The sequence below is a fragment of the Streptomyces sp. NPDC006012 genome (assembly GCF_042871185.1).
In the GTDB taxonomy this organism is placed as follows: domain Bacteria; phylum Actinomycetota; class Actinomycetes; order Streptomycetales; family Streptomycetaceae; genus Streptomyces.
Map to the genome: position 1 here is coordinate 414,357 of NZ_JBIAIE010000004.1, position 15,833 is coordinate 430,189.

The 15,833-nt window shown below is 69.8% G+C and carries 15 protein-coding genes and 1 pseudogene; 8 read left to right on the forward strand and 8 right to left on the reverse strand.

Going from position 1 to position 15,833, the window contains the following annotated elements:
- The first annotated feature begins 19 nt into the window (after nt 1-19).
- The 3 genes from ACFYPJ_RS11255 to ACFYPJ_RS11265 all read left to right on the forward strand — a co-directional run bounded on the left by ACFYPJ_RS11255 (nt 20) and on the right by ACFYPJ_RS11265 (nt 1,813).
- Nucleotides 20-559 carry a hypothetical protein gene (locus ACFYPJ_RS11255; RefSeq protein WP_389013892.1) on the forward strand — a complete coding sequence of 180 codons (540 nt, stop codon included), beginning with the start codon at nt 20-22 and terminating at the stop codon, nt 557-559.
- Between the two features lie 115 nt (nt 560-674).
- Nucleotides 675-833: a hypothetical protein gene (locus ACFYPJ_RS11260; protein WP_389013894.1), complete on the forward strand. Its 159-nt coding sequence runs from the start codon at nt 675-677 to the stop codon at nt 831-833.
- Nucleotides 830-1,813: a pentapeptide repeat-containing protein gene (locus ACFYPJ_RS11265; RefSeq protein ID WP_389013897.1), complete on the forward strand. Its 984-nt coding sequence runs from the start codon at nt 830-832 to the stop codon at nt 1,811-1,813. The genes ACFYPJ_RS11260 and ACFYPJ_RS11265 overlap by 4 nt, the downstream gene beginning before the upstream one ends.
- 73 nt (nt 1,814-1,886) lie before the next feature.
- Here ACFYPJ_RS11265 and ACFYPJ_RS11270 read toward each other — a convergent pair whose 3' ends face one another.
- Nucleotides 1,887-3,395, reverse strand: a complete 1,509-nt coding sequence (locus ACFYPJ_RS11270; protein ID WP_389014041.1) for a CehA/McbA family metallohydrolase — start codon at nt 3,393-3,395, stop codon at nt 1,887-1,889.
- A gap of 685 nt (nt 3,396-4,080) precedes the next feature.
- Here ACFYPJ_RS11270 and ACFYPJ_RS11275 point away from each other — a divergent pair.
- The gene (locus tag ACFYPJ_RS11275; protein WP_389013900.1) at nt 4,081-7,506 is read left to right on the forward strand and encodes a CARDB domain-containing protein; all 3,426 of its coding nucleotides are present in this window, start codon (nt 4,081-4,083) and stop codon (nt 7,504-7,506) included.
- 167 nt (nt 7,507-7,673) lie between these two features.
- Here the strand turns inward: ACFYPJ_RS11275 and ACFYPJ_RS11280 are convergent, their stop codons facing one another.
- The 6 genes from ACFYPJ_RS11280 to ACFYPJ_RS11305 all read right to left on the reverse strand — a co-directional run bounded on the left by ACFYPJ_RS11280 (nt 7,674) and on the right by ACFYPJ_RS11305 (nt 11,926).
- Nucleotides 7,674-8,003 carry a MazG-like family protein gene (locus ACFYPJ_RS11280; protein WP_389013903.1) on the reverse strand — a complete coding sequence of 110 codons (330 nt, stop codon included), beginning with the start codon at nt 8,001-8,003 and terminating at the stop codon, nt 7,674-7,676.
- Between the two features lie 21 nt (nt 8,004-8,024).
- Entirely contained in the window at nt 8,025-8,834 is an 810-nt protein-coding gene (locus tag ACFYPJ_RS11285; RefSeq protein WP_389013906.1) for an endonuclease/exonuclease/phosphatase, read from the reverse strand.
- Between the two features lie 16 nt (nt 8,835-8,850).
- Nucleotides 8,851-9,450, reverse strand: coding sequence for a dTMP kinase (gene tmk / locus ACFYPJ_RS11290; RefSeq protein WP_389013909.1), 600 nt, complete (start codon nt 9,448-9,450; stop codon nt 8,851-8,853).
- Nucleotides 9,447-10,556 carry a radical SAM protein gene (locus ACFYPJ_RS11295; protein ID WP_389013912.1) on the reverse strand — a complete coding sequence of 370 codons (1,110 nt, stop codon included), beginning with the start codon at nt 10,554-10,556 and terminating at the stop codon, nt 9,447-9,449. Before ACFYPJ_RS11295 ends, tmk begins: the two co-directional genes overlap by 4 nt.
- A 115-nt stretch (nt 10,557-10,671) precedes the next feature.
- The gene (locus ACFYPJ_RS11300; protein ID WP_389013915.1) at nt 10,672-11,247 is read right to left on the reverse strand and encodes an ATP-binding protein; all 576 of its coding nucleotides are present in this window, start codon (nt 11,245-11,247) and stop codon (nt 10,672-10,674) included.
- Nucleotides 11,240-11,926 carry a DUF6415 family natural product biosynthesis protein gene (locus ACFYPJ_RS11305; RefSeq protein WP_389013918.1) on the reverse strand — a complete coding sequence of 229 codons (687 nt, stop codon included), beginning with the start codon at nt 11,924-11,926 and terminating at the stop codon, nt 11,240-11,242. The genes ACFYPJ_RS11300 and ACFYPJ_RS11305 overlap by 8 nt, the downstream gene beginning before the upstream one ends.
- 190 nt (nt 11,927-12,116) lie before the next feature.
- On the opposite strand from ACFYPJ_RS11305, the gene ACFYPJ_RS11310 reads away from it, so the two are divergent.
- The 4 genes and pseudogenes from ACFYPJ_RS11310 to ACFYPJ_RS11325 all read left to right on the forward strand — a co-directional run bounded on the left by ACFYPJ_RS11310 (nt 12,117) and on the right by ACFYPJ_RS11325 (nt 14,975).
- Nucleotides 12,117-13,394, forward strand: coding sequence for an XRE family transcriptional regulator (locus ACFYPJ_RS11310; protein WP_389013921.1), 1,278 nt, complete (start codon nt 12,117-12,119; stop codon nt 13,392-13,394).
- Nucleotides 13,391-13,930, forward strand: a pseudogene (locus ACFYPJ_RS11315) (GNAT family N-acetyltransferase). The gene ACFYPJ_RS11310 and the pseudogene ACFYPJ_RS11315 overlap by 4 nt, the downstream one beginning before the upstream one ends.
- 198 nt (nt 13,931-14,128) lie before the next feature.
- Complete coding sequence (locus ACFYPJ_RS11320; protein WP_389013924.1) at nt 14,129-14,722, forward strand: HD family hydrolase; 594 nt, start codon at nt 14,129-14,131, stop codon at nt 14,720-14,722.
- Nucleotides 14,723-14,810: 88 nt separating this feature from the next.
- Nucleotides 14,811-14,975: a hypothetical protein gene (locus tag ACFYPJ_RS11325; RefSeq protein WP_389013925.1), complete on the forward strand. Its 165-nt coding sequence runs from the start codon at nt 14,811-14,813 to the stop codon at nt 14,973-14,975.
- An 82-nt stretch (nt 14,976-15,057) separates the two neighbouring features.
- On the opposite strand, the gene ACFYPJ_RS11330 is transcribed toward ACFYPJ_RS11325, so the two are convergent.
- Nucleotides 15,058-15,822: a hypothetical protein gene (locus ACFYPJ_RS11330; RefSeq protein WP_389013928.1), complete on the reverse strand. Its 765-nt coding sequence runs from the start codon at nt 15,820-15,822 to the stop codon at nt 15,058-15,060.
- Nucleotides 15,823-15,833: the final 11 nt, after the last annotated feature.

The window sequence follows — 15,833 nt, forward strand, 5'->3', positions numbered from 1 at the left end:
TCCGCCCTGGGAGGTCGCCTTGGCGGGCGACCGCCCCGCGGACCGGCGGCGACGCGCGGCGGCCGCCACCGAGGCGACGGGCGGCCGGGTCGGGGTCGCTCCCTGGGGCGCCGCCGGATACCTCGTCACCCCGCGGACCGGCCCCGCACGACACGTACCCGACCTCGACCGGCTCGCCGCCTGCCTCCTCCCGCACCTGCGCCGGCCCCACCCGCTGCCGGAGTGCCCCGCCTGCCCGCACGAGGCGGCACGCCACCGGGTGGACCTGCCCGCCGAGCCGGACCCGCAACGCCTCGCCGTCTGGGCGGCGCTGGCCGGCGCCCACCGCGGCGCGGGGCCGCTGAGGATCGAGATCCAGGTGCCGGGTGCCCCGCCTCCGCCCGCGTCCGCGGCACTCGAACACCCGTCGGACGGTGCACCGGTACGGGTACGCCCCGGCGGCACCGCCCGGCCGTGCGTCGTACTGTGCGGACCGCACGCAGGGGAGTTCGCGGCCGATCTGCGTCGGCACCTCGGCACGGTGCGGCGGCACGACGCGAGCGCGGCCCCCGCCGGGTAAGGGGCCCGCCGAACGGACCGCCCCGGGGCCCTTCGGATCTCCGGACTCCGGCGGGCGGCCTTCTCCTTCCGGTCGGGACCGGCTGGAATGGCGGGCATGAGCAGAGGCATATCCCGTGCGGGAGCACGCAGCCGACAGCTGCACCGGATCGTCGACCGCCGGGAACGCCCGGGACGCCGGGATCCACGACGACGGCTTCGGTCACCCCTGGGGGCACTTCGCCCGGGACAACGCCGCGGGGCACCCCGGCGGGTCGGCGTCCGGCGGACCGTGACCGCTCCTGCCGACGGCGCGGGAAGCCCGGCCCACTGGCTGGGTTCCTTCGCGGCGGTGCTCCCGGGACTGGCGGCGGTCGCCGCGCTGGTCTTCACCTGGGTCTCCGTCGCCCAGGTCTCCGACGAACTGGCCATTTCCGAGCAGGGGCAGATCGCCGACCGGTACGACACGGCGGTGGAAAACCTGGTCGACGCGTCCGTGGACGTACGCAGAGGGGCCATCTACTCGATGCAGAGCATCATGACGGACTCCCCCCGAACTCAGCCTTCCGTGATCGACATGCTGTCCAAGTACGTCCGTGACCGCGCGACCAAGAACCTGAAGACCACGGAGAAGTCCCCGGACATCCAGGCGGCTCTGTACGCGTTAGGGAATCGCAACCCCGCCCAGGACGGGAAAGCCGTCATCGACCTCAGGGGCGCCTGCCTCAAAGAGGCCAAGCTCGAAGGCATGAATCTGGCCGACGCGGACCTCAGGGGAACGGTCCTGTCCGGCGCCAACGCCGAGAAGGCGATTCTTTCCGGTGCGAATCTGGAACAGGCCGTGCTGACCGGGGCGGACCTGACCGGAGCCGATCTCTCCCATGCGGAGGTGTCGAAGGCCGATCTGAAGACGGCCGTCCTTGCCGACGCGGCTCTGAAGAACGCCCTGTTGGTACAGGCCGACCTCCGGGACGCGGACCTGAGGGGCGCGAACCTGAGCGGGGCGGACCTGAGCGACACGAACCTGAACGGGGCAGGTCTGACCGGCGCGAACCTGAGCGGAGGGGACCTGAGCGACACGAACCTGAACGGAGCGGATCTGAGCGGAGCGGACCTGGAAGGCGCGCATCTCACCGGGCTCACCTGGAACGACACGACCACCCTCACGGGGGTGCACCGGCCGGAAGGTGACCTCCTCGACGACGCACCCGGCGCGACGCGGCAGCCGTCGCCGTCCCGGACGCCCGACCCGCCCGACCGGGCGGACCCGTCGTGACGGGGGCCATCCGGCGCGGGCGCGGTGAGGCGGTGTGCCTCGCCGCGCCCGGGCACGACCTGCGTCGGTTCGCCTAGCCCTTCGTCACCAGGAAGACCGGGTTGGTCAGGGCGGCCATCGGGCCGAACATCAGGGCGTCGCCCATGGTGTTGCCCTGGCCGGGGCTGCCGTCCGCCATCGGGTGGCGCACCTCGGCGCGTACGTACGACGCGAGCGAGGCGGTCGTCCGCCACACCACCGTGCCGGAGCCGGAGGCGCCCACCGACTCCTGGTGCATCTGGCCCTCGTCGGTGATGAAGCGGACGGTGCCGCCCGGCACGCCCTCGACGTCGAGGCGGACGTCGACCGGCGCGTCGGCGGGGACGCTCAGCGTCTCGCCGATGCCGGCCTGCTTGCCGTGGCCGGTGGCGGTGAAGGTCAGCTTGACGGAGGACGACTCCGCGATCCAGCTCCGGCCCGCGCGGATACCGGCCATGACGGCGTCGGTGGCCAGGTCGTCCGCCTGGACGACGTTGTGCGGCAGACCGATGACGTTCGGCGCGCTGTGCGCGTCGCTGTTGCCCATGGCCGGGAGCCAGCGCTTGCCGGTGCGGACGGCCTCACCGAGCTTCTGGTCCCAGGTGCTGACCGCGTGCTCGTCGTCGTAGGTCCACGGGCCGGTCCACACCTCGGTGGCGTCGGCGTCGTCGAAGCCGAACTTCCACTGGCTGGCGATGTAGGCGCAGTACATGTGCGCGGGGACCACGAGACCGCCGCCGCGGTGCACCTGGCGTGCGAAGCGGCCGAAGTCGTCGTCGCGCGAACGGTAGCGCCAGTCGATCCACTCACCGGGCGGGAGGCCGAGGGCCAGCCAGTGACCGTTGCGGGTGGTGACCTCCTCACCGGTCATGATCAGCAGGTCCGGTCCGGCGTACTCGCCCCACACCGCGTGCGAGGACGAGGTGTTGTGGTCGGTGGAGACCATGAAGTCCAGCCCGGCGGCGCGCGCACCGGCGGCGACCTCGCTCGGCAGCCGCTTGCCGTCGGAGTAGACGGTGTGCAGGTGGCAGTCGCCGCGGTACCAGTCACGGCCGCGCCCCTTGGCCCGCTGCGGCGGGTAGTGCTTCACGTGGGCGGGCCCGGGCTCGCCGTACGTCAGGGTCACCTGGACCCGGTAGTTCAGGCCCTGCGGCGCCACCTGGTAGGGGCCGAGCACGACGTGCCAGGTACCGGCGTCGACCGGGCCGGGCAGGTACCCCGGCGTGGCGTCGCTGTTGCTGATCTCGAACGAGGTGCGGGAACCACCGGACCAGCCGCGGAAGCCACGGCCGCCGAGGGCGATGCCCCGCTCGTCGAACACACCGATGTCGCAGGAGTTGCCCGGGGTGCCGGAGGGCACGGACGGCTTGTCGTACGAGTACGAGACCGCGATCTTCTGCACGCCCCTGGGGACCTCGACCGGGAGGTAGACGAAGTCCGCGACCCCGGTCTCCAGGAACCCGCTGATGGTGCGGGTCACGTCACCGGTGGTCGGCGCGGAGCCGCCGTCGGCCGCCTGCGCGAACGACACCGGGGCCAGGGTGAGGGCAGCGGCGCCGGCCATCCCCACGGTGAGCAGCCGCCGCCGTCCGAGGCCGGCATCCGAGCCGCCGTCGGCCACGGCGTCGGACGGGAGCGGGTTGACGTTTTGCTCGCAATGTCCGTCAAGACACATATTGCCCTCTGCAAGATCGGTGATCGGTGCTCGATGAACACACCGGAAGCCCTCAGACACTGATCGGATGCAGTGGACGGCGGGTGATATCAGAATGAAGGGTTTGCGGACACCGGGCATAGAGCTGCAAAGACGTGCTATCGGAGCGATCCGGCCACGGTGAGTGAGCAGACGGCGGGCGAGACCCGGGGGCGTCGCGCCGGGCCGCACGGATGCACCGGCCGGCTCACTGCACCCTCGCCCTCACCCCGCACCCACACCCCGCCGTGTCCATGCCATTGACAAAGTGCGGACGAGCCTGAAATCTGTCACCCAAGAGCCGCAAAATATCTATGAGTTGACGCAAAATCACAACTTTGCTGGGTGGTGTCGCCTGCCAGGCAGTGCCGCCCGCACGGGCCGCCCCGCGCCCGGATCCCCGGACAACCGCGTCACGCCTCACACATCACCTCACGGCCCGGCACACCACCGGCGCCACCCCGCACCCCCACCACCGCCAACACCCCGCACCACCCGTCCGTCGTATCACCGTGCTCCCACCCCCAGTCGTCCCCTGCCAAGGAACGAGGACGCCATGAGACGGAAACGATTCGGCCTGCGGACGATCACCGGCCTGCTGCTGGCCGGCCTGATCACCGTGGGCCTCCAGCCCGTTGTCGCGAGCGCCGCGGAGGTCGCCGCCGAAGCCCCCGCCCAAGCCCCCGCGGGACCCAACCTCGCGCTCGGCAAGAGCGCCACGGCCGGCGGTTCCCACGGCAGCTATCCCGCCGCCGACATCACCGACGGCAGCCAGCAGAGTTACTGGGAGGGCCCCGCCGGGTCCTTCCCGCAGTGGGTCCGCGTCGACCTGGGCTCCGCCGTCGAGGTCGACCAGGTCGTACTGAAGCTGCCCGCCTCCTGGGAGGCGCGGAGCCAGACCCTCGCCGTCGAGGGCAGCACCGACGGCTCGGCCTTCAGCACGCTGTCCGCCTCGGCCGCCACCCGCTTCGACCCGGCCGCCGCGGGCTCGGCCACCGTCGGCCTCGCCGCCCGCGCCGTGCGCTACGTCCGGGTCCAGGTGAGCGCCAACACCGGCTGGAACGCGGCCCAGCTGTCCGAGCTGGAGATCTACGGCACCGGGGGCGGCGACCCCACGGCCCCGCCCCTGGACGGCGGCAACCTGGCCCAGGGCAAGCCGATCGAGGCGTCCTCGACCACCCAGAACTACACGGCGGCCAACGCCAACGACGGCCAGGCCACCAGCTACTGGGAGTCCGGCGGCCACCCCGCCACGCTCACCGTCCGGCTCGGTGCCGACGCCGACGTCACCGGGGTCGCGGTCAAACTGAATCCCGACCCGGCCTGGGCGGCCCGGACCCAGACCATCGAGGTCCTCGCCCGTGCCCAGGCGGCCACCGGCTTCACCTCCGTCAAGGCCGCCGCGGTCTACAGCTTCAACCCGGCGACCAATGCCAACACCGTGACCGTCCCGGTGACCGGGCGCTATGCCGACGTGCAGCTCAAGTTCACCGCCAACTCCAGCGGATACGGCGCGCAGGTCGCCGAGTTCGAGGTGATCGGGACGGCCGCCCCCAACCCCGACCTGGTGGTGAACGACCTGTCCTGGACGCCGGCGTCGCCCGACGAGACGGACACCGTCACCGTTCAGGCGACCGTGCGCAACGCGGGCACCGCCGCGTCCCCGGCCTCCACGGTGAACGTCAGCGTGGACGGCACCGTCGCCGGCAGCGCCCCGGTCGGCGCCCTCGCCGCCGGCGCCACCGCGACCGTCCCGGTGGGCATCGGCAAACGGGCCACCGGCAGCTACACCGTCTCCGCCGTGGTCGACCCCACGGACACCGTGCCCGAACTCGACAACACCAACAACAGCCGCACCGCCACGAACAAACTGACCGTCGCCCAGGCCCCCGGCCCGGACCTGGAGGTCACCGGCGTCACCACCAACCCGGCCAGCCCGGCCGCGGGCGCCGCCGTCTCCTTCACGGTCGCCGTGCACAACCGGGGCACCGCGGCGGTTCCGTCCGGCACGGTCACCCGGCTGGTGGCCGGCGGCCAGACCCTGGGCGGCACCGCGGGCGCCATCGCCGCGGGCGCCACCCAGCAGGTCGCCATCGGCGGCACCTGGACCGCGACCAGCGGCGCCGTCGTACTCGCGGCCACCGCGGACGCCACCAACACCGTCGCCGAGACCAACGAGACCAACAACGTGTTCTCCCGCTCGATCGTGGTCGGCCGCGGCGCCGCCGTGCCCTACGTCGAGTACGAGGCCGAGCAGGGCAGCTACACCGGCACCCTGCTGACCACCGACCAGAAGCGCACGTTCGGCCACACCAACTTCGCCACCGAGTCCTCCGGCCGCCAGTCGGTGCGGCTCACCGCCACCGGCCAGTACGTGCAGTTCACCTCCACCAGCCCGGCCAACTCCCTCGTGGTCCGCAACTCCGTCCCGGACGCCCCGGGCGGCGGCGGCCAGGAGGCCACCATCAGCCTCTACGCGAACAACACCTTCGTCCGCAAGATCAACCTGACCTCCAAGTACAGCTGGCTGTACGGCAGCACCGACTCGCCCGAGGGCCTGACCAACACCCCGCAGGGCGACGCGCGCCGCCTCTTCGACGAGTCGAACGCGCTGCTCACCCAGACCTACCCGGCGGGCACCACCTTCCGGCTGCAGCGCGACGCCGGTGACACCGCCGCGTACTACGTCATCGACCTGGTCGACCTGGAGCAGGTGGCGCCGCCCGCCGCGCAGCCCGCGGGGTGTGTCTCCATCACCGAGTACGGGGCCGTCCCGAACGACGGGCTCGACGACACCGACGCTCTCCAGCGCGCGGTGACCGCGGACCAGAACGGGCAGATCGACTGCGTGTGGATCCCGGCCGGCCAGTGGCGCCAGGAGCAGAAGATCCTCACCGACGACCCGCTCGACCGGGGCCAGTACAACCAGGTCGGCATCAGCAACGTCACCATCCGGGGCGCCGGGATGTGGCACTCCCAGCTCTACACCCTCACCCCGCCGCAGCAGGCGGGCGGCATCAACCACCCGCACGAGGGCAACTTCGGCTTCGACATCGACGGCAACACCACCATCTCCGACATCGCCATCTTCGGCTCGGGCACCATCCGGGGCGGCGACGGGGGCGCCGAGGGCGGAGTCGGGCTCAACGGCAGGTTCGGCAAGAACACCAAGATCAGCAACGTCTGGATCGAACACGCCAACGTGGGCGTCTGGGTGGGCCGCGACTACGACAACATCCCCGAGCTGTGGGGACCCGCCGACGGCCTCCAGTTCAGCGGGATGCGGATCCGCGACACCTACGCGGACGGCATCAACTTCAGCAACGGCACCCGCAATTCATCGGTGGAGAACTCGTCCTTCCGCACCACCGGTGACGACGCCCTCGCCGTGTGGGCCAACAAGTACGTCAAGGACCAGTCGGTCGACATCGGCCACGACAACCACTTCCGCAACAACACGATCCAGTTGCCCTGGCGCGCCAACGGCATCGCGGTCTACGGCGGCTACGGCAACACCATCGAGAGCAACCTCGTCTACGACACCATGAACTACCCGGGCATCATGCTGGCGACCGACCACGATCCGCTGCCGTTCTCCGGGCAGACCCTCATCGCCGACAACGCCCTCCACCGCACCGGCGGCGCGTTCTGGGGCGAGGCCCAGGAGTTCGGGGCCATCACCCTGTTCGCCCAGGGCCAGAGCATCCCGGGGGTGGTGATCCGGGACACCGAGATCCATGACTCGACGTACGACGGGATCCAGTTCAAGTCCGGCGGCGGCACGGTGACCGCGCAGATCAGCAACGTCACCATCGACAAGTCGAACAACGGCTCCGGGATCCTCGCCATGGGCGGCGCCCGGGGCAGCGCCACCCTGTCCGACGTCACCATCACGGGCTCGGCCGAGGGCGACATCCTGGTGGAACCGGGCTCGCAGTTCGTGATCAACCAGGGGGTGAAGGGCGCCGGCGGCGGGCGTTGACCTTGGGCTCCGCCAGGGGACAGCGGAGATACCCCACTCGGCCCCGCCGGGCTCCGGCCCGGCGGGGCCACTCACGTCCGCCTCACGCGCCGGCCGCACCGGGCCCGACGGTCGCCGCGCGGTGTGCCGCTCGGCCTCTCCTCCCCCTTCCTGCACGGGCCGATTGCTCAGCTTTGCGGCTCCGGCAGAACCCGGTCCACCAGGGTGTCAAGACGCTCCTCGAACACCTGCCGGGCGTCCGGTGCGACGGTGGCCAGGGCGACCATGGCCGTCACGATGACGTCGACCAATTCCTTCTGGACGTCGGGCCAGGTGTGGGTGAGGCCCTTCCTCGGGTTGGCTCCGAGGACGCCGTGCACGGCCTCCACGACCTCGCCGAACTCCTCCCCGATCTTCAGTACGCGCAGCAGCCGCGTGTCCGCCGATCCGGCATCGCCGGTCTCGTCGTCCAGCCACTGCCGGATCCGGTCCACCTGCTCCCAGGTGCGGTCTCCCATGGAGTTCTCCTCGCTCGATGGTCAGAACAGCGCGGGTGCCGGGTCGGCGGCCCGCTCAGGGACGGTCACGGTCAGCGGCTTCACCGGGTGAAGGGCCAGCGACACCGACAGGGCCGAGTGATCCGTCAGCCGGTCCGGCCCGGTCCGTACGTCATGCACGTACGTGCAGGCCCGAAGCACGCTCGCCAATACCGCGGACACGTGCGCGTGGTCATAGCGGTAGCCGTCCCCGGTACGGCCGACCCAGGAGTATTCGGCCGCCCGCGGGTGCAGTGCACGGAAAGCGTCCCGGTAGCCGGACTGACCCAGCCACTCGTAAAAGCCGTACTCGAATGGCTGGAAGAACCTGTATCGGGGTATGTGGGCGGGTTCCAGGAGGTTGAAATCGCCCAGAACCAGGCGCAGCGAGTCCTCGGCCTGCGGGATGCCTGCGCGACACTGGTCGAGGAACGTCCGCTTCCTGGTCTTCTTTGCGTCCGTCGCGTCCCGGGACGGTACGTACAGGCCGATTACGTCGAGCTGTCCCTCATCCGTGTCGACGGTCACGGAGACACAGCGGTGCGGCAGGTAACCGGTTTCGGCAGTGCCGGGCCGCGTGGCCAGCCGGGAGACGACCATCACGCCGCGCTCTCCTCGTGCGGGCCGCGGAAACGCCACGTCGTACCCGGCTGCCGTGAACCGGCGGGCCAGGAATTCGCATCCGGCGCTGTCGGCGGTCTCCGTGAGCACGAGAACGGGCTCCGGCCGGGCGGCCAGGTACGCGAGTTGACGCTCCGCCCGCTCCCGCCCCGGATTGTTCAAGTTGAACGTCAACACGTCCAAGGTGGTCATGCGCGGCCCCGTTCTGTCAGACATGATTCTTGATCGCCTCGACGACCGCGCGAGCGACATCCTCCGGCCGGGTCGACGAGGCGTCCAGTTGCAGGACGCGGACGCCCGCAGCCATGAGGAACCTAGCGGTGTCGTAGTAGTAGGCGCATTCACGCTCGGTTCCTCGCGGTTCGCGCTCGTACCGGCTGTGCGTGCCGCGCGCCTCCAGCCGCTCGGTGATGACATCCACCCGTGCGTTGATGATGACGGCCAGGTCAGGCATGTCCGCGTGCCTGTTCAGCTCCCAGACCGTGTCACGCGGGACACCGTCCATCACCTGAAGCGCAAGGGAAGAGGGCACGTAGCGGTCGCACACCACCACGTCACCGCGGGCCAGAGCCGGCCTGATCTCGTGCTCCACGTGCCGATAGCGGTCGGCGGCGATCAGGCATGCCATGCTCATCCCTCTGTATTCCTCGGTGCCGTGGCGGGCGAGCTGCCCGAGCGGGCTGTCACTGGGCTCCCGGGTTGCGTACACAGAGTGGTCCGCCTCCCGCAGTTGCCGCACCAAGGCCGCGGTGACGGTCGACTTCCCTACCCCGCCCGGACCGTCAAGGGTGACGAAGCGGGCCCTCATGAGACACCGACCACGGGCAGCACGTGGGGCTGCCGGGGAACGACTGGGCACAGCTCCGTGTCGACCGCGCCGATCCGCTGCCCGGAGGCGACCACCGCGGCGGGACAGCCTTTGCCGCATCCATCACTCAGCGAACAACTGCCACAGGTCGGGTTGTCGCCGACCGTCCAGCGCTCGTGGAAGCGGTAGGCGTCGAGCCGGGCCGCGATGTCGCCGTGCTCCCACACGTTGCCGACGATGAAGTCCGTATCCGGATGCCGACTCGCCTTGGTTCGGGCGGCGAACACGAGATAGGGGCATACGGTGACCTCACCCTTGGTGAAGACGTAGATGATCGTCCCCGCCTCGCAGCCCGCCAGTGGCCTGCCGTCGTTCGGGAACCGAATGTTCACCAGCTCAAGGCCCTCGTCGGCGAACGGTGCGGTCAGTTCGGCGATGTGCCGCATGCGGTCGTCCGGCCGTCGGAGCTTCTGCGCCCCCTTGGCGGCGCCGCGGCCCATCTCCCCCAGGGGGTTCATCAGCACGTACTTCGCGCCGTGCTCCCTGGCGAACGCGCACAACTGAGCGTGCTCCTCGTCCTCGGCGAGATTGTTCGGCGTGCACAGCAGTCCCTGAAGGATGCCGGCCCGGGCGAACCGCCTGACGGTCTCGACGGTTTCGGCGAAGCCCTCCGGGCGGCCTCGGAAGACCCCGTGAGAGTGGGCCGAGAAGCCGTCGAGGGAGACATTCATGTGAGCGCCCATGTCCGCGAGGTGACCGATCTGTTCGTCGGTCACGATCGTGGCATTCGTGCAAACACCAACATCCATGCCCACGTCGTGAAAGGCAGCGGCGACGTCGACCAAGTCCTCATGCATGAAGGGCTCGCCGCCCGTCAGGGTGACCCGGTTGACGCGTGCCTCGGCGAGCCGGGGGATCAGCCGGCCACGGATCAAGTCGAGCGGCATGTACTCGCCGCGCTTCGTCGCGGACACGAAGCAGTGTTTGCAGCTCTCGTTGCACGGCTCGCAGATCTGGATGAGTGCTTTTCGGTGGGGAGAGTCGACGGAGGTACGGAAGTAGCACGAGACGGCCTGTCCGGCCGTGATGAGGGTACGAGCGGTCAAGGGAACCTCCCGGTAACGGTGTGTCATGAGCAGGGGGAGCGGTGATGAGGGCCCTGGTACTGGCGGCAGGGGACCCTGTCAGAGCGCAAGTGCCGGCCGAGTGTCCATGCACGGCTCACCGCGGTCCGTCGGCGATCAGCACGCCGAGCCAGGCGACGAGTGCCACCACAGTGAGCACGTAGATGATCTGGACGGTCGTGGTGGCGAACGGATGCAGGCCGGCTGCCGCGGCGGCGTCGGAGGGGGCATCGTCCGGAGCCACATCCGCCCAGACCCGTTTGCCCCACGCGAGAGGCTCCGTTCCCCACCGTTCCGACAGCGCTTCGACGAGCGCCAGTCCCCGGCCGTTGTCGTCCTCGGCGCCTGCGGTCTTCCGTACCGGCGGGCTCTGGCACTTGTCGATCACCTCCACCCGTACGGTCCCGGGCCCCCGATGCCGAATCGTCAGCCTGAACACGCCGTGCCGCGCGTGCCGGACGGCGTTCGAGGCCAGTTCTGAAACGATCAGCTCGGCCGCGTCCACCAGATCCGGTAAGTCCCAATCGGCCAGGGTCCGGCGGACCAGTCGGCGGGCCGCCGGTACCGACGCGGCTTCACGAGGCAGGCAGACGGACACCACCGGGGAGCCGTCTTCGGCCACCAGGACGCGGCGGCTCGGCTCACCGTCGTGCTCCGGGAAAGGGTCAAGCATGGGAGCCTCCCGCACCGTGACGGTGCTGCCGCTCGTGGATCCCGGCGAGTGCCCGGCAGGACAGTGCCAGGTCTTCGGCGCGTTCAGCGGCTTCCCGATCGGTGGGCGCCGGTTCGGCCGCAAGCACCTTCCGGACGCGGTCGAGGAGCCACTGCGTCGTTCGCCGGTCGTAGGAGTCCTCTTCATCCGTGAGGGCTTCCATGACGTACCGGATCAGGTCTTCGACGTACACCCGCAACTCCTCGACCAGCGGATCCAGCCGGTCCCGCGGCGGCACCTTCTCCGGCAGGTCACGCGTCAGGAGCAAGACCTCGCTCCACGTCCGGTGTGCACGCTCCAGGTCGATGACCGCCGACTCGCGGGACATGGGCTCCGGCTTCGAAATGCCGGCCGCCGTGCGAGGGCCGCCGTGCAGGACGAGCTGAGACACCGCCTGGTCGTCGCCCAGAAGCCCCGGCTCGCGCATGGGCACCGTCCAGTGCGAGACCACCAGGCGCTCGATGGCCAACCACCGCACGGTGCCGGGCGTGGCATGGCCTTCGGCTTCTCCGACTATGCCTTGGTCGTCAGCACGAGCCGATGCGGTGCGTACGCCGCTTTGCGTTCCCGGTTCAGTCATCTGCGTGTCTGCTCTGGACATCATCACGCCTTGCGTCTGGGAGTTTTGACGGCCGTCCACGGCACTCGCCGTGCGGGAGCAGGTTGGGTTCTCACCAAATCCCGGCACGGGGGCCAAGCGGCCAACAACCAGACAACCCGCGTCTGCCGCCTCCTGGTTAGGACGATGAGGAGTACGACCGGCAGACCGCCCTAGGTGGATTTGACCCTGCTCTCCTGACGAAATGCGTTCACGAAGCTACGGTGCGTACATGAACGCCGCACGCAACACGGTTCTTGAAGCGTGGATGAAAGAACACGGGTACAGCTCCAACGGCTTAGCCGAAGCGGTCAACAAGGCCCAAGAGCGGCTGACCGGACGATTCGGCGGCCACGACGGCTCATCGGTCCGGGCCTGGAAAGCGGGCCGGGTCCGATGGCCGAAATCAGCGACCCGCAAGGCACTTGAAGATGTCACCGGCCTGCCTGCGACCGCCTTGGGGTTCGTGCCCCGTGGCCGGACTCCGGCCACGCCATCCCCACCGCAGGAGGATCCCGACGTGAACCGCCGAACCCTGGTCGGTGGCATGACCGCCGCCGCTGTTGCGGCAGCGGTCCCCGGCACTGCTGCACCCCGCCGTATCGGTATGAGCGACGTCGAGCGCCTGCAACGCAGGTTCTCCGAGGTCATCGTCAGTGATGTCCGGCACGGCGGGAAACTCGGCATCGAGCAACGGGCCGCCGCGCTCGCCGACGAGGCGCTGAACCTCCAGAACGCCGGCGGCGCCAGCCAGCGCGTACGGAGCAACCTGTACGCGTGCGCGGCATCATTCCGGTCCTCAGCAATGTGGGCGGCGATCGACGGCCGCCGGTACGACGATGCGCAAAGGCACATGCGCGTGGCTCAGGCGCTCGCTGAGATGTCCGGCGATCAGGCGATCAAGTTCCGCATCTGGAGTCATGCGGGGAGCATGTACCGGCACATGGGACGCCCCGCGGACGCCCTCGCGTCGAACGATGTCGCGCGCGGGCTGCACATCGCGCGCCGAGATCCTTTGTTTGCCTGTCTGGGGCATGCCCGCCAGGCCGCAACCTATGGCCTCGTCGGTGACGCCCCAGCTGCGCAGCACGCTCTCGGCCGCGCTCAGGACGCCCTCGGCCGCGCCGACCGGGACGCCGTTCGGCCAGTGTGGATGACCGCGGTCCGCGACGGAGCAGAGTTTGAGACGCTTGCTCTCGCCGCGCACCTTCGTCTCGGGAACTTCGCACAGGCCGAAACACACGCTCATCGGAGTCTGACCCTGCTCCGCCCCCTGATGTTGCGGGACCGCGCGATCAACACAGCCCGGCTCGCCGTCGCCCAACTCGGGCAGGGCGAAGTGGACTCAGCTGTCGCCACGGCGATGAAAATCCCCGCCGAGATCGCTGCCCACGCCCGGGTGACACAGACGCTGCAACAGTTCGGGGACGCGCTGCGCGCCACCGCACCGAGCAGTCCCAGCGTCCAGACCTGGGCCGACCACACAGCCAGTCGGAGGACCACCACATGACATCGGCTCCTGCCATCGACCTGCGCACGTTCACTGCTCTCAACGCCGTACGCGATGATCTCGTCGACGTGTAGGCCGACGTCCGCACTCCGCTGCTACACCTGCCGAACCACGCGGTCACCGCCTTCTGTGAACGCCTCGACCGGCACGGCACGGAACCGGGATTCGTGGCCACCCTCGCCTACGCAGGCGATTTCCCAGTCGGCTTCGCCTACGGCAACACCATCGAATGCGACGATCGCTACTGGCAGCGCATGAGCCCGCCTCCACCAGAGAAACACACCGAGTTTCCAGCCATGGCCTTGAAAGAGGGCGGCGTTCGACTGGCATGGCGAAAAACCGGCACCGCCCGACGTATCCACGACGCCCTTCTGGCCGCGCGCGACGAACCGTACGTCACACTCATGGTCAACCCTGCCGCTGGGCACGGGAGGGTTCACGCCCTCTACGAGTCGTGGGGGTACGAGGACATCGGCCGAAGCCAGCCCTCACCGGCCTCGCCGGTCCTCACGGTGATGATCCGCACAACCCGCTGACAGACCTCCAAAGCACGAACACCCGGGAACTCCTCGGTGCCCTGGGAGGCTTCGCCGCGCGCGGCGGTCCTACGGCAGCGCGCTCGTGCAGGTCGTGGAGCAGTTTGGACAGCGGGGAACTCTCGAAGCGAGGGCGACGGGAGTTGGCAAGTATCCGGTACGCGATCCGCCTAGCTGAGGCGTGAGAGGAGCCCGACGGTGTCCGAGGACCTGACCGACCTGACCGCGGTGGCCCGCTTTCTCTACGAGGCGGGAACCTTGAAGCAGACCAAGCGCAGTGGGTGGTGGATGGCCGGCATCAAGGACCCGGAGTCGGTCGCCGACCACTCGTGGCGTACCGCCGTGATCGCCACGGTCATCGCGAAACTCGAAGGAGCCGACCCGGCACGTGCCACGTTCCTCGCCGTCTGGCACGACAGCCAGGAAACCCGCACCGGCGATGTCAATCACCTCGGCAAGAAGTACGGCGCCGAACAGGCCGCACCCGAGGCTGTCACCGCCGAACAGGTCTCCGGCATGCCCGCGGTTCTCGCCGACGCGGTCAAGGAACTGGTGGCCGAGTACGAGGCCAAGGAGACCGCGGAAGCACAGTGTGCACGGGACGCGGACAAACTTGAGTGCATGATCCAGGGAATTGAGTACCGCGACCAGGGCTATGCCAACGCTCAGCGGTGGATCGACAACAGCCGGGGACGGATCATCACCAAGAGCGGGCAGGCGCTCGCCGACGCAGTACTGGAGACGGGCTCCCTGGACTGGCTCCGCGCCGCCCTCGGCGAGAGGACGAACTGAGTTCACGTCTCATAGCTCTGCCGATGTCGGCCTCGCCGGAGTGGTTCGGCCGCGCGGTCCCCAGCAGACGTGTCGGCATCTCGCCGTAGTGGACCGGCTGTACCGTACGGGCGCGTGGACGCGGGGCGCAGGCCCCGAGCCGTATCCGCTGGCCGAGGGCTGCCAGGACCATCTGCTGGCACTGGCGGTCGAGGAGTCGGCGCGTACGAGGGCGCCGGTGACGACCGCGGTGGAGGCGTGGGCGGCGGGCTGACCGGCCGCCCGGAAAGCCGGTGGCGGAGCCGTTCCGCCGACGACGAGAACGGCGGTCCCGCCCGCGCCCGCCGCGGGAAGCTTCAGCCGCGTGGTTCGTCGCGGACCGCGTCGCGCGTGCGGTCCTCGGTGTCCGTATCGGTGTCCGTATCGGCGGCCGGCGCCCTGCGGCGGACCACCATGACGACCAGGGCGGTGATGGCACTCACTGACATGGCGAGGCCGCCGAGACTGGTGGCCGTGCCGGTCACCCAGTGCCAGGCGTCCTTGGCCCGCGAGGTCCAACCGGTGTCGCCGGGCGGCGGTGCCACCTCGACCCGCGCGGTGACGGGCGGCTTCTCGATCAGCACGGTGTCGCTGTCGCCCAGGTAGGCGGTCACCGTCAGCGCGATGCTGACCTTCCCCGCGCGCGCCGCGCCCACGTCCCACATCCAGGTCGCGCTGTCGCTCTTGGACAGGACGTTCTGCCGCTCCGACGACAGCGCTTCGCACCGCACCCCGGCACCCGAACAGTGCAGTTTCACGCCGATCTGCCCACCCGCGCTCACGGGGGACTCCGCTTCACCCGGCCCGGCGCTGCGCCAACTGCCGAGGACCTGGACCTGGAACGGGCTCGGCTCCGCACCGGCCACGAGTTCCAGGCTCCGTGCGTCCGTGTAGACGAGCTGGCCCTGGAAGAGTTCCTTGCGTGCCAGCTGGATCTCCTCGACGTAGGGCTGCTGCGCCCCCGCGGGAGGGGCTTCACGCTTGGCCAGCACCGTGAGCGAGACCCCGACGGCGAGCATCGCCGCCAGCACGGAGGCGAGTGCGCAGGAAATCCTCGATCCCGGACCCCCCGTTGCGATCATGGCTCCTCGCG